At 72.8% G+C, this 19924-nt stretch carries 23 protein-coding genes; 17 read left to right on the forward strand and 6 right to left on the reverse strand.

Annotated elements, in window-relative coordinates; translation table 11 throughout:
* Positions 1 to 84 precede the first annotated feature (84 nt).
* Positions 85 to 366 (reverse strand): acylphosphatase, encoded by a 282-nt coding sequence (locus DEI89_RS02990; protein WP_110902566.1) that lies wholly within the window; start codon positions 364 to 366, stop codon positions 85 to 87.
* Between the two features lie 127 nt (positions 367 to 493).
* Here DEI89_RS02990 and DEI89_RS02995 point away from each other — a divergent pair, with 127 nt between their 5' ends.
* The 6 genes from DEI89_RS02995 to DEI89_RS03020 all read left to right on the forward strand — a co-directional run bounded on the left by DEI89_RS02995 (position 494) and on the right by DEI89_RS03020 (position 6654).
* Positions 494 to 1174 carry an NUDIX domain-containing protein gene (locus tag DEI89_RS02995; protein ID WP_110902567.1) on the forward strand — a complete coding sequence of 227 codons (681 nt, stop codon included), beginning with the start codon at positions 494 to 496 and terminating at the stop codon, positions 1172 to 1174.
* A gap of 31 nt (positions 1175 to 1205) precedes the next feature.
* A complete protein-coding gene (nadA, locus tag DEI89_RS03000; RefSeq protein WP_258368674.1) occupies positions 1206 to 2573 on the forward strand; it encodes a quinolinate synthase NadA in 1368 nt (455 codons plus the stop codon).
* A gap of 2 nt (positions 2574 to 2575) precedes the next feature.
* Positions 2576 to 4228 (forward strand): L-aspartate oxidase, encoded by a 1653-nt coding sequence (gene nadB / locus DEI89_RS03005; protein WP_110902568.1) that lies wholly within the window; start codon positions 2576 to 2578, stop codon positions 4226 to 4228.
* Positions 4225 to 5160: a carboxylating nicotinate-nucleotide diphosphorylase gene (gene nadC / locus DEI89_RS03010; protein WP_110902569.1), complete on the forward strand. Its 936-nt coding sequence runs from the start codon at positions 4225 to 4227 to the stop codon at positions 5158 to 5160. The genes nadB and nadC overlap by 4 nt, the downstream gene beginning before the upstream one ends.
* An 8-nt stretch (positions 5161 to 5168) precedes the next feature.
* A complete protein-coding gene (locus DEI89_RS03015) occupies positions 5169 to 6308 on the forward strand; it encodes a cysteine desulfurase family protein (RefSeq protein ID WP_110902570.1) in 1140 nt (379 codons plus the stop codon).
* Positions 6309 to 6390: 82 nt separating this feature from the next.
* On the forward strand, positions 6391 to 6654 hold the full coding sequence (locus tag DEI89_RS03020; RefSeq protein WP_110902571.1) for a hypothetical protein: 264 nt from the start codon (positions 6391 to 6393) through the stop codon (positions 6652 to 6654).
* A 187-nt stretch (positions 6655 to 6841) separates the two neighbouring features.
* Here DEI89_RS03020 and DEI89_RS03025 read toward each other — a convergent pair whose 3' ends face one another.
* Complete coding sequence (locus DEI89_RS03025; RefSeq protein WP_110902572.1) at positions 6842 to 7306, reverse strand: MSMEG_6728 family protein; 465 nt, start codon at positions 7304 to 7306, stop codon at positions 6842 to 6844.
* Positions 7307 to 7410: 104 nt separating this feature from the next.
* Here DEI89_RS03025 and DEI89_RS03030 point away from each other — a divergent pair, with 104 nt between their 5' ends.
* Positions 7411 to 8007 (forward strand): NAD(P)H-dependent oxidoreductase, encoded by a 597-nt coding sequence (locus tag DEI89_RS03030; protein ID WP_181421468.1) that lies wholly within the window; start codon positions 7411 to 7413, stop codon positions 8005 to 8007.
* A gap of 138 nt (positions 8008 to 8145) precedes the next feature.
* Here DEI89_RS03030 and aroQ read toward each other — a convergent pair whose 3' ends face one another.
* The gene (gene aroQ / locus DEI89_RS03035; RefSeq protein ID WP_110902574.1) at positions 8146 to 8580 is read right to left on the reverse strand and encodes a type II 3-dehydroquinate dehydratase; all 435 of its coding nucleotides are present in this window, start codon (positions 8578 to 8580) and stop codon (positions 8146 to 8148) included.
* 138 nt (positions 8581 to 8718) lie between these two features.
* Here aroQ and DEI89_RS03040 point away from each other — a divergent pair, with 138 nt between their 5' ends.
* The 4 genes from DEI89_RS03040 to DEI89_RS03055 all read left to right on the forward strand — a co-directional run bounded on the left by DEI89_RS03040 (position 8719) and on the right by DEI89_RS03055 (position 12043).
* Positions 8719 to 10389, forward strand: coding sequence for a sodium:solute symporter family protein (locus DEI89_RS03040; RefSeq protein ID WP_110902575.1), 1671 nt, complete (start codon positions 8719 to 8721; stop codon positions 10387 to 10389).
* A 24-nt stretch (positions 10390 to 10413) separates the two neighbouring features.
* Positions 10414 to 10752, forward strand: coding sequence for a hypothetical protein (locus DEI89_RS03045; protein WP_220033191.1), 339 nt, complete (start codon positions 10414 to 10416; stop codon positions 10750 to 10752).
* 175 nt (positions 10753 to 10927) lie between these two features.
* Positions 10928 to 11344, forward strand: a complete 417-nt coding sequence (locus DEI89_RS03050; RefSeq protein WP_110902576.1) for a VOC family protein — start codon at positions 10928 to 10930, stop codon at positions 11342 to 11344.
* 102 nt (positions 11345 to 11446) lie between these two features.
* The gene (locus tag DEI89_RS03055; protein ID WP_110902577.1) at positions 11447 to 12043 is read left to right on the forward strand and encodes a DNA-3-methyladenine glycosylase I; all 597 of its coding nucleotides are present in this window, start codon (positions 11447 to 11449) and stop codon (positions 12041 to 12043) included.
* Between the two features lie 31 nt (positions 12044 to 12074).
* Here the strand turns inward: DEI89_RS03055 and DEI89_RS03060 are convergent, their stop codons facing one another.
* Positions 12075 to 12578, reverse strand: coding sequence for an N-acetyltransferase (locus DEI89_RS03060; RefSeq protein ID WP_110902578.1), 504 nt, complete (start codon positions 12576 to 12578; stop codon positions 12075 to 12077).
* 2 nt (positions 12579 to 12580) lie between these two features.
* Complete coding sequence (locus DEI89_RS03065) at positions 12581 to 13399, reverse strand: LysR family transcriptional regulator substrate-binding protein (protein WP_220033190.1); 819 nt, start codon at positions 13397 to 13399, stop codon at positions 12581 to 12583.
* A gap of 33 nt (positions 13400 to 13432) precedes the next feature.
* Between DEI89_RS03065 and DEI89_RS03070 the strand changes: the two genes are divergently transcribed.
* Genes DEI89_RS03070 through DEI89_RS03080 form a run of 3 tightly spaced genes read left to right on the forward strand, consistent with a single transcriptional unit; the run spans position 13433 to position 14878 of the window.
* Positions 13433 to 13810, forward strand: a complete 378-nt coding sequence (locus tag DEI89_RS03070; protein WP_110902580.1) for a DUF5997 family protein — start codon at positions 13433 to 13435, stop codon at positions 13808 to 13810.
* Between the two features lie 8 nt (positions 13811 to 13818).
* Positions 13819 to 14328: a hypothetical protein gene (locus DEI89_RS03075; protein WP_110902581.1), complete on the forward strand. Its 510-nt coding sequence runs from the start codon at positions 13819 to 13821 to the stop codon at positions 14326 to 14328.
* Positions 14329 to 14347: 19 nt separating this feature from the next.
* On the forward strand, positions 14348 to 14878 hold the full coding sequence (locus DEI89_RS03080) for an Lrp/AsnC family transcriptional regulator (protein WP_110902582.1): 531 nt from the start codon (positions 14348 to 14350) through the stop codon (positions 14876 to 14878).
* Positions 14879 to 14897: 19 nt separating this feature from the next.
* Here the strand turns inward: DEI89_RS03080 and DEI89_RS03085 are convergent, their stop codons facing one another.
* On the reverse strand, positions 14898 to 15329 hold the full coding sequence (locus tag DEI89_RS03085; protein WP_220034507.1) for a GNAT family N-acetyltransferase: 432 nt from the start codon (positions 15327 to 15329) through the stop codon (positions 14898 to 14900).
* Between the two features lie 119 nt (positions 15330 to 15448).
* Between DEI89_RS03085 and DEI89_RS17555 the strand changes: the two genes are divergently transcribed.
* From DEI89_RS17555 to DEI89_RS17280, 3 genes are all read left to right on the forward strand, one after another.
* Positions 15449 to 16915: a hypothetical protein gene (locus DEI89_RS17555; protein WP_110902584.1), complete on the forward strand. Its 1467-nt coding sequence runs from the start codon at positions 15449 to 15451 to the stop codon at positions 16913 to 16915.
* A gap of 87 nt (positions 16916 to 17002) precedes the next feature.
* On the forward strand, positions 17003 to 18931 hold the full coding sequence (locus DEI89_RS03095; RefSeq protein ID WP_110902585.1) for a cell wall anchor protein: 1929 nt from the start codon (positions 17003 to 17005) through the stop codon (positions 18929 to 18931).
* Complete coding sequence (locus DEI89_RS17280) at positions 18879 to 19715, forward strand: hypothetical protein (RefSeq protein WP_146236662.1); 837 nt, start codon at positions 18879 to 18881, stop codon at positions 19713 to 19715. The genes DEI89_RS03095 and DEI89_RS17280 overlap by 53 nt, the downstream gene beginning before the upstream one ends.
* Positions 19716 to 19924: the final 209 nt, after the last annotated feature.

A 19924-nucleotide genomic window follows, 5' to 3' on the forward strand; every position in this document is an offset into this window, starting at 1 on the left:
GCGTACCGAGGCTGCAAGACCTGACAGCACCACAGCATTCCCGACTGCTGCCGAACGCGGGGTGAACTCCGCGTGTTGCTCGCGTCAGTGCAGGATGCGGAAGCCGTCGTCCTCGCCGAGCGGGGTGACCTCGCGGACGGCCACGTCGGTGACGGTCGCCGAGGGCGGACCGGAGCGGAGCATCACGACGAGGGCGTCGACCGCGGGGCCGGGGCCCTCCGCCTCGACCTCGACGGTGCCGTCGAACAGGTTCCGTGCGTATCCGACGAGTTCGAGTCCGTCGGCCTTCCGTGCCGTCCAGTACCGGAATCCGACGCCCTGCACGGTCCCGGTCACGACGGCGTGCTTCCTCGTGGTGCTGCCCATGGCCCGATGCTACGAGCGACGTGTTACCCGGGCGTCACGGCTGCGTTCCGGTCCGGTGACCATCGTGATACGGTCGTCAGTACCCGAACAGTTCGGGTCAGAATGACCATAACAACCAGGAGCAGCGATGGGCGACCCCGGGATCCGGCTCGCGGTCTCGACCGTCATCGTCGCGCTCCGCCCGCACCCCGACACCGGCGTCCCCGCGCTGTGGATGCCGCTGGTCCGTCGCGTCGCCGAGCCGTTCGAGGGTTCCTGGGCGCTGCCCGGTGGCTGGGTCGGGTCGGACGAGGGGCTCGACGACTCGGCCGCCGCGCGCCTCCGCGAGACGACGAAGGTGCAGCCGCGGTACCTCGAGCAGCTCTACGCGTTCGGGGCCGTCGACCGCTCGCCGAGCCGGGTGGTCTCGGTCGTCTACTGGGCACTCGTGCACCCGGACGAGGCGAACGTCGTGCCGGACGACTGGAACGTGCGGTGGTTCCTCGCCGACGAGCACCCGCCGCTGGCGTTCGACCACGACCGCATCGTCGAGTACGCGCTCTGGCGACTGGGCAACAAGATGTCGTACTCCCGGATCGCACAGGCGTTCCTCGGCGACCGGTTCACGCTCGCCGAACTCCGTGGCGTGTACGAGGCGGTGCTCGGGCAGACGCTGGACCCCGCGAACTTCCGACGGCAGGTCGCCCAGGGCGACGCGGTCCTGCCGACCGACGAGACCACGAGCGGCGGGCGGCACCGACCGGCCCGGCTGTACCGCTCGAACCCCGACCTGTCGTACGCGGACAACGGCCCGCTGACGACCCGCTGACATCCGACCCCCACCTGAGACGGGAACCGCCGTGTCCATCGCGACCACCATCGAACTGATCTCCAACGGCCGGGCTGCCGGTGCCACCTGCACGCCAGACCTCGCGGCGCCGACCTGGGACTTCGACACCGTCCCCGGCTACGGCCCCGGTTCGTCGATGTCCGATGTCATCCCGACCTCGGCTCCACGGCAGGGCGTGATCCCGGACGAGTACCGGAACGCCCCGGACGACGAACTGCACGAGCGCATCGAACGGGCGAAGGCGACGCTGGGGGACCGGGTGGTCGTCCTCGGGCACTTCTACCAGCGGGACGAGGTCGTCCGGCACGCGGACTTCCTCGGCGACTCGTTCCAGCTGGCGAACGCGGCACTGACGAAGCCCGATGCCGAGGCGATCGTGTTCTGCGGCGTGCACTTCATGGCGGAGACGGCCGACATCCTGGCGCGGGACGACCAGCGGGTGATCCTGCCGAACCTGGCCGCCGGCTGCTCGATGGCGGACATGGCCGCCATCGACAGCGTCGAGGCCGCCTGGGCCGAGCTCGAAGCGCTCTACGGCACGGAGCCTGACGCCGACGGGCGAGTGCCGGTCATCCCGGTCACGTACATGAACTCCGCTGCGGACCTCAAGGCGTTCTGCGGGCGGAACGGCGGCATCGTCTGCACGTCCTCGAACGCCGCCACCGTGCTCGAGTGGGCGTTCGAGCGGGGGCAGCGCGTGCTGTTCTTCCCCGACCAGCACCTGGGCCGGAACACCGCGAAGGCGATGGGCATCAGCACCGACCGGATGCCGATGTGGAACCCGCGGCTGCCCGGCGGCGGCAACACCGCGGCGGACCTGCTCGCCGCGGAGGTCGTCCTGTGGCACGGCTTCTGCTCGGTGCACCGGCGCTTCACCGTGGACCAGATCGAGCAGGCCCGCCGGGATCACCCGGGCGTCCAGGTCATCGTGCACCCGGAGTGCCCGATGGCCGTCGTCGACGCCGCCGACGTCGCGGGCAGCACGGACCTGATCCGGAAGACCGTCGCCGCGGCGACCGAGCCGACGACGTTCGCGATCGGCACCGAGATCAACATGGTGAACCGCCTGGCAGCCGAGTACCCGCAGCACACGATCTTCTGCCTGGACCCGGTCGTCTGCCCCTGCTCGACCATGTACCGGATCCACCCGGGGTACCTGGCGTGGGTGCTCGAGGCGCTCGTCCGCGGTGAGGTCCTCAACGAGATCGTGGTGCCCGCCGCCGTGCAGGCCGACGCGAAGGTCGCCCTCGAGCGGATGCTCGCGGCCAAGCCCCGCCCGCTCGCCGGCCAGCGGGACCCGGGTCCGGCCGCCACCGGCCCGACTGCCACCGGCCCGACCGCCACCGGCCCGGCCACGACCACGGACGCGCGGGCCTGAGGATGCACGTCGTCGTCGTCGGGTCGGGCATCGCCGGCCTGACCGCCGCCATCCGGGCCAGCGCCCGGCACGACGTCACCCTCGTCACGAAGGGCGCCCTCGCCGACGGCGCCACCGCGCGCGCCCAGGGTGGCATCGCGGTGGCGCTCGGGGCGGACGACTCCGCCGCCCTGCACGAGCACGACACCCACGTCGCCGCGGCGGGCAGCGCCGACGCCCGTGCCGTGGACGTCCTCTGCACCGACGGCCCCGCCCGCGTCCGGGACCTGCTCGCGCTGGGCGTGCCCTTCGACCGCAGCACCGACCCGGCGACCCTCGACCGGTACGGGGACGACCTGGCCCGCGGGCGGGAGGCCGCGCACGCCCGCTGGCGGGTGCTGCACGCGGACGGCGACGCGACCGGGGCCGCGGTGGAGCGGACGCTCGTCGCCGCCCTGCACCGCCGACACGTCACGATCCTCGAGCGCACCTGCCTCACCGACCTCGTCGTCCGGGACGGCCAGGTCGTCGGCGTCGAGGTCCTGGACCTGCTCGGCGAACCCCGACGGCTCGACGCCGACGCCGTGCTGATCGCCTCCGGGGGCGCCGGGCACCTGTACCGCGAGACCACGAACCCCCTGGCCGCGACCGGCGACGGCACGGCCGCGGCCTGGCGCGCGGGAGCCGTGCTCGCCGACCTGGAGTTCGTCCAGTTCCACCCGACCCGGCTCGCGGTCCCGGAGGGCGGCCTGGTCTCCGAGGCCGTCCGCGGCGAGGGGGCCGTCCTCCGCGACGCGACCGGTCACCGGTTCATGACCGACGTCCACCCCGACGCCGAGCTCGCCCCGCGGGACGTCGTCGCGCGCGGCATCGCGGCTGCCATGCGTTCGCAAGGAGGTCGACCCGTCCTCCTCGACGCGACCGGCCTCGACGCCGACTTCCTGGTCCGCCGCTTCCCGGGGCTCAGCCGCGACACCCGGGCGGCCGGCTTCGACTGGACCCGGGAGGGCGTCCCCGTCGCCCCGGCCGCGCACTACGCGATGGGCGGGATCGCGACGGACACGGAGGGCCGCACGAGTCTCCCGGGTCTCCTCGCGGTCGGCGAGGCCGCCTGCACCGGGGTCCACGGCGCGAACCGGCTGGCCTCGAACTCGCTGCTCGAAGGGCTCGTCTTCGCGGTCCGCGCGGCCGACGCGCTCGGGGCACCCCGGCCCGGTCGGCTGCGGCTGCGCGGCGACGCGACGCTCGTCCCGACCGTCGTCCGCTCGGGCAGCGACCGGACGGGAGGCCCGGCCCGGCTCGATCCCGGCACCTCCGTCCGGCAGTCGCTGCAGTCCGTCATGACCGACCACGTCGGCCTGCTCCGCGACGCGGCCGGGCTCGCCGGGGCCCGAGCTGCCCTGGCCGCACTGTCCGCACCCGCCCCGACCACCGTCCGGGACGCCGAGGACCGCGCACTGCTCGACCTCGCCCGGCTCACCGTCCTCGCGGCCGAGGCTCGCACGGAGTCGCGCGGTGCCCACGCGCGCACCGACCACCCGGAGACCGACCCGACCGCACCCGTGACGATCGCCTGGGTCACTGCGGCGCCCGCGCCCACCGGCACCGCCGCGCCCACCGGCGTCCCCGGGCTGAAGCCCCTCCGACCGTCCGCCCGACAGGGAGCACTCGCATGACCGGCACGACACCAGCCAGCACGACGCCCACCACCACCACCACCGCGTCACCGACTGCGGTGGCCTTCGACCCCGGCACGATCCCGCCGCACGCACTCCGCCGGGTCATCGACACCGCCCTGGAGGAGGACGCCCCCTGGGGTGACGTCACGAGCGAGACCCTCATCCCCGCCTCGGCCACCGCGACCGCGACCCTGGCCGCCCGCGAACCCGGCGTGCTGGCGGGCGGGGACGTCTTCGTCGCGGTGATGCACGCCGTCGACCCGGGCCTCGTCGTCGCGCTCGCGCTCCGCGACGGTGCGGCCTTCGTCGCCGGGGACGTCATCGCGAGCGTCACCGGCTCGGCGCGTTCGGTGCTCCGGGCCGAGCGGGTGGCGCTCAACCTGGTGCAGCGGATGTCCGGCATCGCCACGCTGACGGCCCGCTACGTCGACGCGACCGTCGGCACCGGGGCGCGGATCGTCGACACCCGGAAGACGACGCCCGGGCTCCGCGCCCTCGAACGGCACGCGGTCCGCTGCGGCGGCGGTCACAACCACCGCACGTCGCTGTCCGACGCAGTGCTCGCCAAGGACAACCACCTGGCGGTGCTGCTCGCCGAGGGCGTCGGCATCGGGGACGCGATCCGCGCCGCCCGCGCCCGGCTCGGACACACCGTGCACCTCGAGGTGGAGGTCGACCGCATCGACCAGATCGAGCCCGTCGTCAGTGCAGGCGTCGACACGATCATGCTCGACAACTTCTCCGTGCCGATGCTGCAGGAAGGCGTCGCACTCGTGGCCGGCCGGGCGCTCGTCGAGGCCTCGGGTGGCGTGTCGCTCGACACGGTCGCCGCGATCGCCGCCACCGGGGTCGACATCGTCTCGGTCGGTGCACTGACCCACTCAGCACGCGCGCTCGACCTGGGGCTCGACGTCGACGTCGACGTCTGAGGACGGCGGTGTTCTACCTGGACCGTGCCGCGACCACGCCGGTCCGCCGCGAGGTCCTCGAGGCGATGTGGCCCTACCTGACCGGGACCTTCGGCAACCCGTCGTCGACCCACGGCATCGGGGACGCGGCTGCCCGGGGCCTGGCCGACGCACGGGCGGTCATCGCCGGCGCGCTCGGCTGTCGTCCGGGCGAGGTCGTCTTCACCAGCGGCGGCACCGAGGGCGCGAACACCGCGGTCAAGGGCATCGCGCTCGCCGCACCGCGCGGCCGCCACGTCGTCACGAGCGCCGTCGAGCACGAGGCCGTGCTCGAGAGCTGCCGCTACCTGGAACGGTTCCACGGCTTCGACGTGACGGTGCTGCCCGTGGAGCCGGACGGCACGGTGGCGCCGGAGACCCTGCGTGCCGCCCTCCGACCGGACACCACGCTGGTCTCGATCGCGCACGCCGACAACGAGATCGGCACGGTGCAGGACGTCCCCCGGCTCGCCGCGATCGCGCACGAGGTCGGCGCCCGCTTCCACACCGACGCCGTGCAGTCCGCCCCGTGGCTGCCCGTCGGGCTCGACGTCCTGGGTGTCGACGCGGTCTCGGTGTCGGGGCACAAGCTCGGCGCGACGAAGGGGACCGGTGCCCTCGCCGTCCGTTCGGGCGTCCAGCTCGAACCGCTCGTCCACGGCGGGGGACAGGAGCGCGGACGACGTTCGGGCACCGAGGACGTCGCGGGTGCGGTCGGCCTCGCCGCGGCCTGGAGGGCCGTGCTCGCCGAGCGGGACAACGCCGCAGCGCACGCGACGGCCGTCCGCGACGTCGTCGTCGCCGGGGTGCTCGACCGGGTGCCGGGCGCGCTCCTCACCGGATCGGCCGACCACCGCCTGCCGGGACACGCCTCCTTCTGCTTCCCGGGCGTGCACGGCGAGACGGTGCTGCTCGAGCTGGAACGACGGGACGTGGTGTCCTCCTCCGGCAGCGCCTGTGCCGCCGGCAGCACCGAGGCCTCGCACGTGCTGCTGGCACTGGGCCTCCCGGAGGACCTGGCCCGCTCCGCCGTCCGGTTGACGTTCGACGCGTCCCTCACGACGGACGACGCGACGGCCGTCGTGGAGGCCGTGGTCGCCGCCGTCACGGCTGTCCGGTCCCTCGCCTGACCGGGTGTACTAGACGTTCTACTCCATGTCTGGGGCCGTGTCCCCCCTATTGCGGACACGCGCGGTCGTCCAGAGTGGAGGCATGGCGAACGCGACGACCTCATCGGTGACGCAGGGCGACCGCTTCCGAGCGGTCCAGCTCCTGCCCGCACCGGCGACGGTCCTGGCGCTCGCCGTCGGTTCCGGGCACGGCCTCGACGCCGGCCCGCTCGCGGTCGTCGCCGCCGTCGGTGTCCTCGCGACGCTCGCCAGCGCGCTCCTGCCCGCGCAGCTCGCGCGTGCCGGGCGCCCGATGCCGGTGCCGGCGGAATCCGACCGGTACCGGGGGGACCGGGACCGGAACTGACCTCGAGACCTGCACCGCCCCTCCCGGCGGTGCACTGGACCGGACGCGACCCCTGATACGCGTCCGGCCGGGACGCCGGCCCCTGCCGGGCCGTCCCGGAACGACCGGGTCCGCCGTGGCCTTCGGGACCATCGACCCCTGAACGATGTGTCCCGTTCCCCCTGAGGCGCGGCGGGCCCGGTCCCGCTCAGGCGGTCGTGCGGTGCTCCACGGTGCCCGGCCAGAGGTAGTCCAGGTCGTCCGGCACGTCGGGGAAGAGCGGGCGGTAGTGCTCCGGTGCCTTCTGCACGAGCTTCGACCGGTGTGACAGGTGCACGCGCTCGTCGGTGTTCCACGAGGGCACCTCGAAGTCGCCACGCTCGTACGCCTCCAGGTCCTCGGGGACGAGCGCCAGGTCCGCCAGGGTCTTCTCGAGGCAGGTGTCCGCGTGCCCGCGCTCGAGCCACACCCGGCACGTGGCGTCCTGGTACGCCATCAGCGCCGGCCGGAAGCCCCGCCACATCGCGGTGACCGGGTGGTGTTGCCAGCCGTAGTCCGGCAGCGTCAGGGCCCGCATCACCTGCAGGGTCTCGACCCGCTGCTTGCCGAGGCGCTTGTCGTCGAGGACCTCGGCGGAGGCGCGGAAGTCGGCGAACGGCAGGAAGGTCTGCATCTGCCGGACGGTACGCCGGAGTGCCCGGGAGCGCCCGGGTCGTCGCGGCGACACATGTCGTCACATCGTCACCGGGCCCGACGGGGCGTGTGAGCATCGACGGCATGAGCAGTTCCCTCGTCGTCGGGGTCAGCGGCAGCCCGTCCGACCCGTCCCGCACCTCGACCCTCGTCGCCGCGACCGTCGACCGGCTCGCCGCCGAGCTGCCGGACGCCGAGACCGTCCTCGTCGAGATCGGTCCGCTCCTGGCGGACCTCGGCGCCGCCGTCGACCGGGAGCACATGTCCGACGCCACCCGCGCCGCGCTCGAGGCGGTCGAGGCGGCGGACGTCCTGGTCGTCGGGAGTCCGGCCTTCCGCGCCGCGTACTCCGGCGCGTTCAAGCTCTTCTTCGACTGGATCGGGCAGTACGACCTGGTCGACACCCCGGTGCTGCTCACCGCGACCGGGGGCAGCGACCGGCACGCGCTCCTCGTCGAGCACCAGATGCGCCCGCTGTTCGGCTTCTTCCAGTCGACGACGCTGCCACTGGCGGTGTTCGGCAACGAACGGGACTTCGACAAGCGCGTCGGGGGCTACGACATCGCGAGCATCGACCTGGAGCTGCGGATCGACCAGGCCGTCCGTCGGGCGCTGCCGATCATCCGCGGCGGGTTCGTGGCGGCGGGCGTCGACGAGGTGCGGCGGCCCGCGGAGTTCTGACGGGCCTCCCGGCCGGACGCCGGCGTGGGCCGCGCGCGTGGCGCGAGACGCCCCCGTGTGCGCGAGACGCCGCGGTACTCGGCGGCGTCTCGACGGCATCGCGGCGTCTCGGGTCGACGCCGGCGTCTCGCCGCGGGGTCAGCCGCGCAGGAGCGCCGCGACGTGGGCGACGGCCAGGCGGTACCCGTCCGCGCCCGCACCGGCGATGACCGCCGTCGCGGCCGTGGCGACGTGGTCGACGTGCCGGAACGGCTCGCGCTTCCACGTGTTGGACAGGTGCACCTCGACCACGGGGACGCTCAGCGCCTCGACCGCGTCGTGCAGTGCCACCGACGTGTGCGCGTACGCGGCGGGGTTGATGACGACGGCGTCGTGGTCGTCGAGCGCCTCGTGCAGCCACTCGACGAGCTCGCCCTCGCGGTTGCTCTGTCGGAAGTCGGCCTCGAGCTCGTGCACCGCGGCCTCGGTGTGGACGATCGCCTCGATCTCGGCGAGCGTCACCGTGCCGTACTGCTCCGGGTCGCGACGGCCGAGGATGTCCAGGTTCGGGCCGTTGAGGACGAGGATGCGCATGCGCCGAGCCTAGCGAGCGACCCGAGCACGCGATCGCGCGGAATGCATGCCTCGGCTATGTGAACGGTCACACGGCGTGTAACGTCTTCGTCCGGGTCGGCGCGGTTGTCGACTGCAACACATCGACGGAGAGTGTGAATGGTCCTCGCAGCAGCGAACAGCGGGATCCGGCTCGACTTGGGCTGGGTCGACTACTTGATGATCCTCGTGTACTTCGGGGTGGTCATCTGGATCGGGTTCACGGCTCGGCGGCAGGTCCGCACGAGCATGGACTTCTTCCTCTCGGGCAGGTCCATGCCCGCGTGGATCACGGGCCTGGCGTTCGTGTCCGCGAACCTCGGCGCCACCGAGATCCTCGGCATGGCCGCGAACGGTGCCCAGATCGGCATGGCGACGCTGCACTACTACCTCATCGGTGCGGTGCCCGCGATGGTCTTCCTCGGCCTCGTGATGATGCCCTTCTACTACGGCTCGAAGGTCCGGAGCGTGCCGGAGTTCATGCTCCGCCGGTTCGGCAAGGCGCCGCACCTGGTGAACGCCATCGCCTTCGCGGTGTCGAACGTCCTCATCGCGGGCATCAACCTCTACGCGATGGCGATCGTCATCGAGGCGATGCTCGGCTGGCCGGAGTGGCTCGCGATCATCGTGTCCGCCGGCTTCGTCCTCGCCTACATCACCCTCGGTGGACTCTCCAGCGCGATCTACAACGAGGTCATGCAGTTCTTCGTGATCCTCGCCGGCCTCATCCCGCTGACGATCGTGGGCCTCCACCGCGTCGGCGGCTGGAGCGGCCTGACCGAGGCCATCAAGCAGACCCAGGGTGTGCAGCACCTGCAGACCTGGGCCGGCACCGGCATCGGGAACGTCACGAACCCGATCGGGGCGAACTGGCTCGCGATCGTGCTCGGCCTGGGCTTCGTGCTGTCGTTCGGGTACTGGACGACGAACTTCACCGAGGTACAGCGCGCGTTCTCGGCGAAGAACATGTCGGCCGCCCGCCGCACCCCGCTGATCGCCGCGATCCCGAAGCTCTTCATCCCGTTCATCGTCGTCGTGCCCGGCCTCATCGCCGCGGCCGTCGTCGGCAACCAGTTCGCCGACGGCACGCTGACCTACAACGACGCGATCCCGAAGCTCATCCAGATGTACCTGCCGACGGGTGTCCTCGGTGTCGCCGTCACGGGCCTCCTGGCGTCCTTCATGGCCGGGATGGCGGCCAACGTGTCGAGCTTCAACACCGTCTTCACCTACGACATCTGGCAGCGCTACATCAAGCCGAACATGCCCGACCTGCACTACCTGAAGACCGGTCGCTGGGTCACCGTCGTGGGTGTCGTCGTCGGCGTCGGCACCGCGTTCCTCGCCGCGCAGGCCGGCAACATCATGACCTACATGCAGACGCTGTTCTCGTTCTTCAACGCGCCGCTGTTCGCCGTCTTCATCCTCGGTCTGCTCTGGAAGCGGATGACCACGCAGGGTGCGCTCTGGGGGTACGTCCTCGGGATCATCACGCCGACCATCACCTGGATCGCGTACCTGGTGGACCCCGACCTGTTCTCGACCGCCACGGCCGAGACCATGTACGGCGCGATCATCTCGTTCGTCACGGTGATCGTCGTCGCCGTCGCGGTCTCGATGTTCACGAAGCCGAAGCCCGTCTCGGAACTCGGCGGCCTGGTCTACGGCATCGGCAAGATCGACATGAGCGCGGGCGCCGTCGCCACCGACACCGCCTGGTACCGCTCGCCGGCGCTGCTCGGCACGGTCGCCCTCGTGCTCTGCGTCGTCCTCTACCTGCCGTTCCTCTGATCCCGACCCCGAAGGAGACACCCCATGGCTGACACCACGAACACCTCGGGCTCGATGACCGAGGACGAGAAGGCGGCACTCGTCCGTTCGACCCGCCGCCTGGACCTGCGTCGCATCCTCGGCGGTCTGTTCCTGCTCTACGGCGTCATCACGACGATCGTCGGCATCGTGCACTGGGACAGCGACCCGAAGATGACCGGCGGCATCCACATCAACCTGTGGGTCGGGCTCGCGATGCTCGCCGCCGGCCTGCTCTTCTTCCTCTGGGACCGCCTCGCGCCGGTCCCGGCAGAGGACATCGTCGGCCAGGCCGAGGCGGAGGCGCACCAGCGCGCCGCCGGCGAGGGCCGCGAGCTCGCGTAGCCGACGGCCGGTCGCCCACGCGACCACGATCGGACGGGAGGCCCGGTACCAGCTGGTACCGGGCCTCCCGTCCGTCGTGCGGTGCGGCCGCGTCCTCCGAAGCCTGGTTCCGCCACGGAACGGTTGCGCGCGCTGCCGGAGGAGGCCAGGTTGGTCACGACGGAAGGGACCCCACATGTCGACCATGGTGTTCATCAACCTGCCGGTGTCCGACCTGGCGCGGGCGACCGCGTTCTACCAGGCGCTCGGGTACCCCCTCAACCCGGTGTTCAGCGACGACACCGCCTCGAGCATCGTCATCAGCGACACCGTGTACGTGATGCTCCTGACGCACGCGAAGTTCACCGAGTTCACCGACAAGACGATCGCCGCGCCCGACACGATCGAGGTGATCAACTCCCTCACCGCCGAGACGAAGGAGGAGGTGCACCGGATCGTCGACGCGGCCGTCGAGGCCGGTGGGGCCGAGGACCGGCCGGAGATGGACCTGGGCTTCATGTTCCAGCGGAGCTTCACCGACCCCGACGGCCACCGCTGGGAGTACGTCTGGATGGACCCCGCCGCCGCCGAGGACGGCCCGCACGCCGGCTGACCCCTCGCAACACGCAACCCCGGCGGCACCGCGCAACGGAGTACCGCTGCGAGGAAACGCCGGGGTTGCGTCCTGCGACGGTGGCCACGGCAGGATGGGGGGATGACCGACGACCTCGTGACCGGCGCGGACGGCCTCGCCCGGCCGCTCTGGGCGTCGACGGACCCGATGCTCCGCGCCTACTACGACACCGAGTGGGGGATGCCGGTCCGCGACGAGCGGGGCGTGTTCGAGCGCCTCTCGCTCGAGGCGTTCCAGTCCGGGCTGTCGTGGCGCACGATCCTCGCGAAGCGCCCCGCGTTCCGGGCCGCGTTCGCCGACTTCGACCCGGACGTGGTCGCCCGCTTCGGGGACGACGACGTCGCCCGGCTGCTCGGCGACGCGGGCATCGTCCGGAACCGCGCGAAGATCGCCGCGACGATCACCAACGCGAACGCCACCGTCACGCTGCGGGCGGACGGGGGACTCGCCGACTTCGTGTGGTCCTTCCGGCCGACCGACACGCCGAGGCCGCGCACCGCCGCCGAGGTCCCGACGACCAGCCCGGAGTCGACCGCGCTGTCGAAAGCGCTGCGGAAGCGCGGGTTCGCGTTCGTCGGACCGACCACCATGCACGCGCTCATGGAGGCGCTGGGGATCGTCGACACGCACCTGCTCGGCAGCCACCGGCGGGCTTCGTCCGGCGTCTGGCCCGACTGACGACCGGCGCCCACCGCCGGGACGGCTGTCGTCAGTCCAGCGGCAGCCGCATCTGCACCGAGGCGACCTCGTACCCGAGCTCCTCGTACAGGTGGCGCGCGCCGGTGTTGTACCCGAAGACGTTGAGGCCGATGCTGGTCGCGCCCTCCGCCCTCGCGACCTCGTGCGCGAGCTCGAGCGCTCGTCGGGCGTGACCCTGCCGGCGGTGGGCCGGGTCGACCTCGACCTCGAAGACCCACCAGTCGGCGCTGCCCGGAGTGAACGGGCCGATCCAGAGGTGCCCCACCACGGTGTCCGCACCGAGCGTCAGTTCCCACACGTGGTGGCCCGTCGCCGGCGAACCGCCCGGGAACCACTTCTCGAGGGACTGCCGCATGTTCGCCTCTGCCTGCTCGCGGCTCTCGCCCGACCGCATGCGCGACGCGACGTACTCCGCCATCGAGCGGTCCAGCCAGCCCGGCAGGCGTTCCCCAGGCGTCAGCACGAGCCGCAGCTCGCTCCGCGCCGCGGTCCTGCCCGTGTCTGCCGGGTCCATGGTCAACGGTTGCCCTTCGAGCCGCGCTTGGGCTTGCCGGACATGCCGCGCGGGGTCCGGCCGCGACCGGTGGAGTTCTTCCCACCGCCGCTCTTCGCACCCGTGCCCTTCGTGGCGCTGCGTTTCGCAACCGTCTTCGCATTCGCCGCCGTGGCCTTGCCACCGGCCGCCTTGCTGCTGATGGCTTTGCCGCCGGCCGCCTTGCCGCCGGTCTTCTGGCGTGGGTCGTCCTGCTCGTCGGGATCCGTGCCTCCCGGCTGGTCCGGCTGCTGCCGGGAGCTGTTCGCGGTCCGGCCGCGGACGACGCCGATGAACTCCTCGGTGAGTTCCGAGGCGTCCTCGTCACGCCAGACGAGCGCGACACGGGTGCCGGGGGAGCCGGCGAGCGGTCGGGAGACCAGGGACTTGCGGCTCTCGGCCCGGAAGAGGGACTGGGGGAGGACGACCACGCCGACGTTGGCTTCGACCAGGTCGAGCGCTGCCGCGACGTCGGGTGGCACGGGGCCCGCGTCGAGGACGGTGACGGCGGCGAGGTCCGCGTCGGTGACCTCGTCGAGGTCGGCGAGGGGGGAGTCCTTCGGGGCGGCGACGACCGCCGTCTCGGTCCACAGCGGGATCGCGTGCGGCTGTTCGCCGTCGGCCCGCTCGGGCACCGGCATCCGGGCGAAGACCATGTCGGCGTCGCCCTCGATCGCGTCGAGGACCCCGTCCGCGCCGACGGGCATGAGGACCAGGTCGACGTCCGGTCGGCGCTCGCGCCAGACCCGCACCCACTTGGCGGGGGAGACCCCGGGTACGAAGGCGATGGAGAGCGCGGTCATGCACCCGAGCATACGGGCCGTACTCTGGTCACCATGGCCCAGGAACAGACCATGAAGCCCGAGACCGCTGCCAAGAAGCTCGGCATCCTCCTCTCGGCGACGCCCGAGTCGTTCCGTGCGGGCCCGATCGCTCGCACGACGTTCGATGAACTGCAGAGCGAGCCGCCGACGTGGCTGCAGGACCTCCGTCGCGACGGTCCGCACCCCCGACCGGTCGTCGCCGCGCGCCTCGGGGTGTCGATCTCCGGACTCGCCCGCGCCGGCGTGGACGACGTCCTCACCACGGAGCAGATCAAGCAGCTCCTGCAGGACATGCCCGCGTGGCTCGTGCAGGAGCGATCCACCCAGGCCGCGGTCCGCACCGAGAACGTGCGCGTCAAGCAGGAGCGCGCGGCCCGCACCGAAGGCTGATCCCACCCGTGCACGGGACCGTCGCCGACGCCATGCTCGTCGTGCCGCAGTTCGCGTCGGTGTGCTGCATCGTCGGTGACCGGTACCGCCCGCGCCCCGGCGTGATCGTGCCCGCAGCCGTGATGCTCGTCGCGATGCTCATGCCCGTCGTGCAGGCCGGTCCGTCGTGGACGATCCTCGCCGCGGCACTGCTGCTGGTCCTCGCGCCGATGCCCGTGGTGCGCCGCCGTCGGCGGGACGGGCGTCGCGCCGAGCCGATGGACGTGCACCGGGCGCTCTCCGCCGTCGTGATGGCGGGGATGCTCCTGATGGGGCACACTGCCGAGCTCCCCGGCACCGGCGTCCACGTCCACGCCCTGGTCCTGACCGTGGTGCTCGGCGCCGGGGTGATCGGCTACTGCGCCTTCAGCGGCTGGCTGCTCCGGTACGAGTGGGCACGGGAGGACCGTCGCGCGGTCCGCAGCGGCGAGGTCTTCGCGATGACCGTCGCCGTGGTCGGGATGACCCTGGCGATGTGACCGGCGTTACGGTGGGGCCGTGTCCGACCGCATCGTCCGCCGACCCGACGCTCCACCGCCGCGCCTCGACGAGGTCGACGAACGGATCCTCTGGGTCCTCGCCTCGGACGCCCGGATCCCGAACAACCGGCTCGCCGCCGCGGTGGGCATCGCGCCGTCGACCTGTCTGGTGCGCGTCCGAGCGCTGGAGGACGCGGGCATCATCACCGGCTACCGGGCCGAGGTCGACATCGCTCGTCTCGGGTTCTCGATCGAGGCGATGGTCTCCGTCCGGGTGCACGCTGCCGCGCGGCACGAGCTGCGGGAGTTCGCGAAACGCCTGCTCCGGGTGCCGGTGGTGCTCGACGTGTCGTTCCTGGCCGGGGACAAGGACTTCCTCGTGCACATCGCGTGCACGTCGACCGAGCAGTTGCGGGACTTCGTCGCCGACGAGCTGAGCGGGGACCCGTCGGTCGCGACGACGCAGACGTCGATCGTGTTCGAGCGGCTGGTGGCGGACCGGGAACACCAGGCCCGCTCCTACGGCGAACTGCGCCGCTGGCAGGCCTGAGCGCAGCGAGCGCGGTCCGTCAGCGGATTCGGACCATCGGGGTGTGCGGGATCGCGTCCTCGAGGAAGTCCTCACCCGAGCGCACGAAACCGAACTGTGCGTACCACTCGCCGAGGTGTGCCTGAGCGTTGATGCTGATCCGCTCCGAACGGCTCTCGGCGATCGCGGCCTGCATCAGCGCGGCGCCGAGGCCCTTGCCACGGGCGTGCGCTGCGGTGGCGACCCGGCCGATCCGCTCGGTGCCGTCGGGTTCGCGGAGCAGCCGCAGGGTCGCGTCGACCGAACCGCTGCCGGCCCAGAACTGCACCGTGCCGGGCTCGAGGTCGCGGCCGTCGATGTCGTCGTAGGCGCATGCCTGCTCCACCACGAACACGTCCTGTCGCAGGCGGAAGATCTCGTGCAGGGTGACGACGTCAAGGTTGCGGGTCGGGGCGCTGAAGGTCGAGGGCACGACGTTTCCTGACTTTTTCTTGTGAATGGGTTCCGCACCGCACCCGTCGAGGCGTACCGTGCCGGTCAACCACTCTACGTGCGCAGCCGAGATCAGGAGGTGAGCGCATGGACGCATCGATGCGTGCACCCCTGAACGCGGTCATCCGTTGGGCTCTCATGGCCTCCGGGATCGCGGTGGCGCTGGTGCTGCTCTCGCTCTTCTTCGGTGCTCGACCCGCTGCGGCCGCCGGGGTCCTCGGACTGGGTGGGGCGTCTCCGAGCGGCTCGCAGACGAACTCGTCGCAGCGCTCGGACGGCTTGCTGAGCGGCGTCGTCTCGGGCGTCGGTGGCACGGTCGAGGGAGTCGGGCGGGCCGTCGGGAGCGTCGTCACCCCGGTCCGACCGGCCCCCGCGCCGGTCCCGGCAGCACCGGCCCCCGCGCCGGTCCCGGCCGCGCCGGCGCCGGTTGCTCCCGCTCCGACCGCCGCAGCACCCGCCCCGGTTGCCGCAGTCCCCGCTCCGGCCTCCGCACCCGCAGCGACTCCCGCGGTCCCAGCGGCTGCACCGGCCCCGGTCGCCACAGCTCCGGCCAGCACGCACACCGACCCGGCCGCAGCCCCCGCGCCGACCTCGGCCGGCGAGCCGTCGCACTCCGCCGCCGCACCGGCGATCGCAGCCGGAGCGCCCGCAGCCACGCCGACGACCCGCCCGGACACCTCGCTCGTCGGCGGCGTCGTGTCGGCCGTGAGCGGCGCCTCCCGGCCCGTCACCGACACCGTCGTCACCGTCCTCGACCCCGTCACCGGGGCCGTGCAGGACCTCGCTGGTGACCGTCCGGTGACCGCGATCGTGGCCGTCGTCGACCGGGTGGTCGGGAGCCTCCCGGTCGTCGGCGGACTGCTCGGTGACGACACGCTCGGCACCGTCACGGCGCCCGTCACGGGCGTGGTGGACGACACCCTCGGCTCCGTCGGTGACGTCGTGGGCGCTGTACCGGGCGTCGTGGCCGAGGTGCCCGACGTCGTCGGCGGCCTGCCCGGCGTCGGTGGCGGTCTCCTGCCGGGAGGCTCCCTCCCCGTCGTCGACGTCCCCTCGGTCCCCGTGGTGGGCACCCCCGGCACCGGTGGCGCGATCGTGCCGACGGTCCCGGGAGGATCGGTCCCCGCGTCGCCCACAGCCACCGCCGCCGTGCGACCCGCGGGGACGACCAGCGGTCCGGCAGCCGCGCTGGCTGCACCGATCACGGGCGCAGCGGGCCAGCCGGCTGCGACGACCACCCCGTCCGCCGTCCGCGCGAGCACCTCGGCGGTCGTCGCCGGTCCGCTCGCTGCCGTGACGGCGTCGACCTCCCTCGCTGCCGCGACCTTCGGCGGCGAGGGCCTCGTCCTCCCGGACGGCGGCGCGCCGACGCACGCACCGTTCGAGGGCGCCACCGGCGGCACCGCAGGCGGATCCGCCGCGGGCGGCTCGGCCGGCGCGACCCCGATCGGCACCGTCGGTGCCGACGCAAAGACCTCCCCCCTCGCCACGGGTAACCGTGGCCCGGTCACCGACGAGGCCCTCCCGGCCTCGCTCGTCGGCGACCACGACGTCGCTCCCGATTGAGATCGGCGCACCTGCCCGCCACGGCAGGACGCGCCATCGACCGCTCCCGTGCGGTCGACCGACCATCTCGATCAGGAGTGAACGACCATGAACAAGAACGTCACCCGAGGGCTCTTCTTCGCCCTCTGCGTGGGCGGGCTGACGCTCGGTGGAGCCGTCGCGGCGAACGCGGCGACGACCACCGGAGCGGACGGCATCGCCTCCGGGACCCAGATCGCGCCGAACGTCGACGCCCCGGTCTCCGTCACCCGCAACGCCTTCGGCATCGTCGGCGACGCGGTCTCGACCGCCACGAGCCCGGCGGCTGCGTCGGCCCCCGCGGCTCCGGTCCCTGCGGCTCCGGTCCCTGCGCCGGCACCCGCCGCGCCGACGACCAGCGGTGCTGACGGCGTCGCCTCCGGCACCCAGGTGGTGCCGGAGGTCACGGCTCCGGTGGACGTCTCCGGCAACGCCGTCGGCGTGCTCGGCGACGCGGCGGCTGCTCCCGCACCAGCGGCACCGGCGGCACCCGCACCAGCTCCTGCTGCTCCTGCTGCACCTGCTGTTCCGGCTCCGACGACCAGTGGCGAGGACGGCGTCCTCTCCGGCACCCAGGTCGCGGGCGACGTCGACCTCCCCGTGACCGTCGGCGGCAACGCCGTCGCCGTCGCCGGGGACGCCGCCAGCACCGGCTCGAGCACGGCGGGTCCGGCGTCCGCGCCCGCCACCGCGGCTCCGGCAGAAACGGCCGCATCCACCTCGGGCACGGACGGCCTGCTGTCCGGCACACAGATCCTGCCGGACGTCTCGATCCCGGTCACGGTGTCGGGCAACGGCATCGGGCTCCTCGGGGACGGTGCCGCGACCGCCGGTCCGTCGGCCTCCGGCACTCCGGTCGGTTCCGGTTCGACGGGAGGCGCGCCCTCCCCGACGACGTCGGGCTCCGACGGTCTCATCTCGGGGACAGAGCTCCTCGGGACCGTCTCCGTGCCGATCACCGTGACCGGCAACGGCATCGGGGTCCTCGGTGACGGCGCCAGCACCGGCGGCTCGACCACCGGAACGGGGACCCGTACCGCTCCGGCCTCGGGCGGGACGACCTCGGGGGAGGACGGTGTCGGTTCCGGCACCCAGGTCGCTCCCGTGGTGTCGATCCCCGTCACGATCGGCGGGAACGGCATCGGCGTCATCGGTGACGGCACGAGCACCGGCGGCTCGACCTCCGGCTCCGGCACGACGCCCGTCGCCGGGGGCACGACCTCCGGCGAGGACGGTGTCGGTTCCGGCACGCAGGTCGTCCCGGTGATCGACGTCCCCGTCACCATCGGCGGGAACGGCATCGGTGTGATCGGTGACGGCACGAGCACCGGTGGCTCGACCACCGGCTCCGGCACGAGCACCGGCACGACGCCGGTCTCGGGTGGGACGACTTCAGGTGAGGACGGTGTCGGCTCCGGCACGCAGGTCTCACCGGTGGTGTCGATCCCGGTGACCGTCGGTGGGAACGGCATCGGCGTCGTGGGTGACGGCACGAGCACCGGTGGCTCGACCACCGGCTCCGGCACGAGCACCGGCACGACGCCCGTCGCCGGGGGCACGACCTCCGGCGAGGACGGTGTCGGTTCCGGCACGCAGGTCATCCCGGTGATCGACGTCCCCGTCACCATCGGTGGCAACGGCATCGGTGTGATCGGTGACGGCACGAGCACCGGTGGCTCGACCACCGGCTCCGGCACGAGCACCGGCACGACGCCGGTCTCGGGTGGGACGACTTCAGGTGAGGACGGTGTCGGCTCCGGCACGCAGGTCTCACCGGTGGTGTCGATCCCGGTGACCGTCGGTGGGAACGGCATCGGCGTCGTGGGTGACGGCACGAGCACCGGTGGCTCGACCACCGGCTCGGCACGAGCCCGGCACGACGCCCGTCGCCGGGGGCACGACCTCCGGCGAGGACGGTGTCGGTTCCGGCACGCAGGTCATCCCGGTGATCGACGTCCCCGTCACCACCGGTGGCAACGGCATCGGTGTGATCGGTGACGGCACGAGCACCGGTGACTCGACCACCGGCTCCGGCACGAGCACCGGCACGACGCCGGTCTCGGGCGGGACGACCTCTGGTGAGGGCGGCATCGGCTCCGGAACGCAGATCATCCCGGTGATCACCATCCCGGTCACCGTCGGTGGGAACGGCGTCGGCGTCATCGGCGACGGTTCCAGCAGCACGCCGGGCACCACGACGCCGGGCACGACCGACCCGGGCACCACGACGCCGGGCACCACGACGCCGGGCACGACCGACCCGGGCACCACGACGCCGGGCACCACGACGCCGGGCACGACCGACCCGGGCACCACGACGCCGGGCACCACGACGCCGGGCACGACCGACCCGGGCACCACGACGCCGGGCACCACGACGCCGGGCACGACCGACCCGGGCACCACGACGCCGGGCACCACGACGCCGGGCACGACCGACCCGGGCACCACGACGCCGGGGACCACGAATCCCGGCACCGGAATCACCCCGGAGACGGGTACGACTCCCGGTGCCACCACCCCGGTGACCACCCCGGTCACGACCGTCCCGGCCACCCCGGCCGCGCTGGTCACCCCGGTGGCAGAGGGCACGCCCCCTGCCGCAGCCACCGCGGTCGACTCCACGTCGACGGGCAACGGGGTCAGCACGACCCGCACGACCACCGGTACCACCGGCACGCTCGCCTACACGGGAGCGGACCGGCCGGTCCTCCCGGCCCTCGCGGCACTGCTGCTGCTCCTGGCCGGCCTCGGGACGATGACCCTGCGGCGCCGCCACTGACGCCGACCCGCTGAACGGCTGCGGAGCACCGGGGTCCCCGGTGCTCCGCAGCCCCTGCCCGGGCGAGCAGACCCGGACGAGCTGGCCCGAACGGGGCGGACCCGAGGCGACGAGTCCTGATCAGGACCCTCCTGTGGGAGTGCTGTACGCCTCCTGGGCGGCCGTCAACCCTTGCTGAACACAGCGGCAGCCGACCAATGGCTGTGCGT

The organism is Curtobacterium sp. MCBD17_030, assembly GCF_003224255.1.
Taxonomy (GTDB): domain Bacteria; phylum Actinomycetota; class Actinomycetes; order Actinomycetales; family Microbacteriaceae; genus Curtobacterium.

Coding starts and splice junctions, on each gene's coding strand:
- DEI89_RS02990 (WP_110902566.1), bottom strand. CDS start 366: ATGGGCAGCACCACGAGGAAGCACGCCGTCGTGACCGGGACCGTGCAG.
- DEI89_RS02995 (WP_110902567.1), top strand. CDS start 494: ATGGGCGACCCCGGGATCCGGCTCGCGGTCTCGACCGTCATCGTCGCG.
- nadB (WP_110902568.1), top strand. CDS start 2,576: ATGCACGTCGTCGTCGTCGGGTCGGGCATCGCCGGCCTGACCGCCGCC.
- nadC (WP_110902569.1), top strand. CDS start 4,225: ATGACCGGCACGACACCAGCCAGCACGACGCCCACCACCACCACCACC.
- DEI89_RS03020 (WP_110902571.1), top strand. CDS start 6,391: ATGGCGAACGCGACGACCTCATCGGTGACGCAGGGCGACCGCTTCCGA.
- DEI89_RS03025 (WP_110902572.1), bottom strand. CDS start 7,306: ATGCAGACCTTCCTGCCGTTCGCCGACTTCCGCGCCTCCGCCGAGGTC.
- DEI89_RS03030 (WP_181421468.1), top strand. CDS start 7,411: ATGAGCAGTTCCCTCGTCGTCGGGGTCAGCGGCAGCCCGTCCGACCCG.
- aroQ (WP_110902574.1), bottom strand. CDS start 8,580: ATGCGCATCCTCGTCCTCAACGGCCCGAACCTGGACATCCTCGGCCGT.
- DEI89_RS03040 (WP_110902575.1), top strand. CDS start 8,719: ATGGTCCTCGCAGCAGCGAACAGCGGGATCCGGCTCGACTTGGGCTGG.
- DEI89_RS03045 (WP_220033191.1), top strand. CDS start 10,414: ATGGCTGACACCACGAACACCTCGGGCTCGATGACCGAGGACGAGAAG.
- DEI89_RS03050 (WP_110902576.1), top strand. CDS start 10,928: ATGTCGACCATGGTGTTCATCAACCTGCCGGTGTCCGACCTGGCGCGG.
- DEI89_RS03055 (WP_110902577.1), top strand. CDS start 11,447: ATGACCGACGACCTCGTGACCGGCGCGGACGGCCTCGCCCGGCCGCTC.
- DEI89_RS03060 (WP_110902578.1), bottom strand. CDS start 12,578: ATGGACCCGGCAGACACGGGCAGGACCGCGGCGCGGAGCGAGCTGCGG.
- DEI89_RS03065 (WP_220033190.1), bottom strand. CDS start 13,399: ATGACCGCGCTCTCCATCGCCTTCGTACCCGGGGTCTCCCCCGCCAAG.
- DEI89_RS03070 (WP_110902580.1), top strand. CDS start 13,433: ATGGCCCAGGAACAGACCATGAAGCCCGAGACCGCTGCCAAGAAGCTC.
- DEI89_RS17555 (WP_110902584.1), top strand. CDS start 15,449: ATGCGTGCACCCCTGAACGCGGTCATCCGTTGGGCTCTCATGGCCTCC.
- DEI89_RS03095 (WP_110902585.1), top strand. CDS start 17,003: ATGAACAAGAACGTCACCCGAGGGCTCTTCTTCGCCCTCTGCGTGGGC.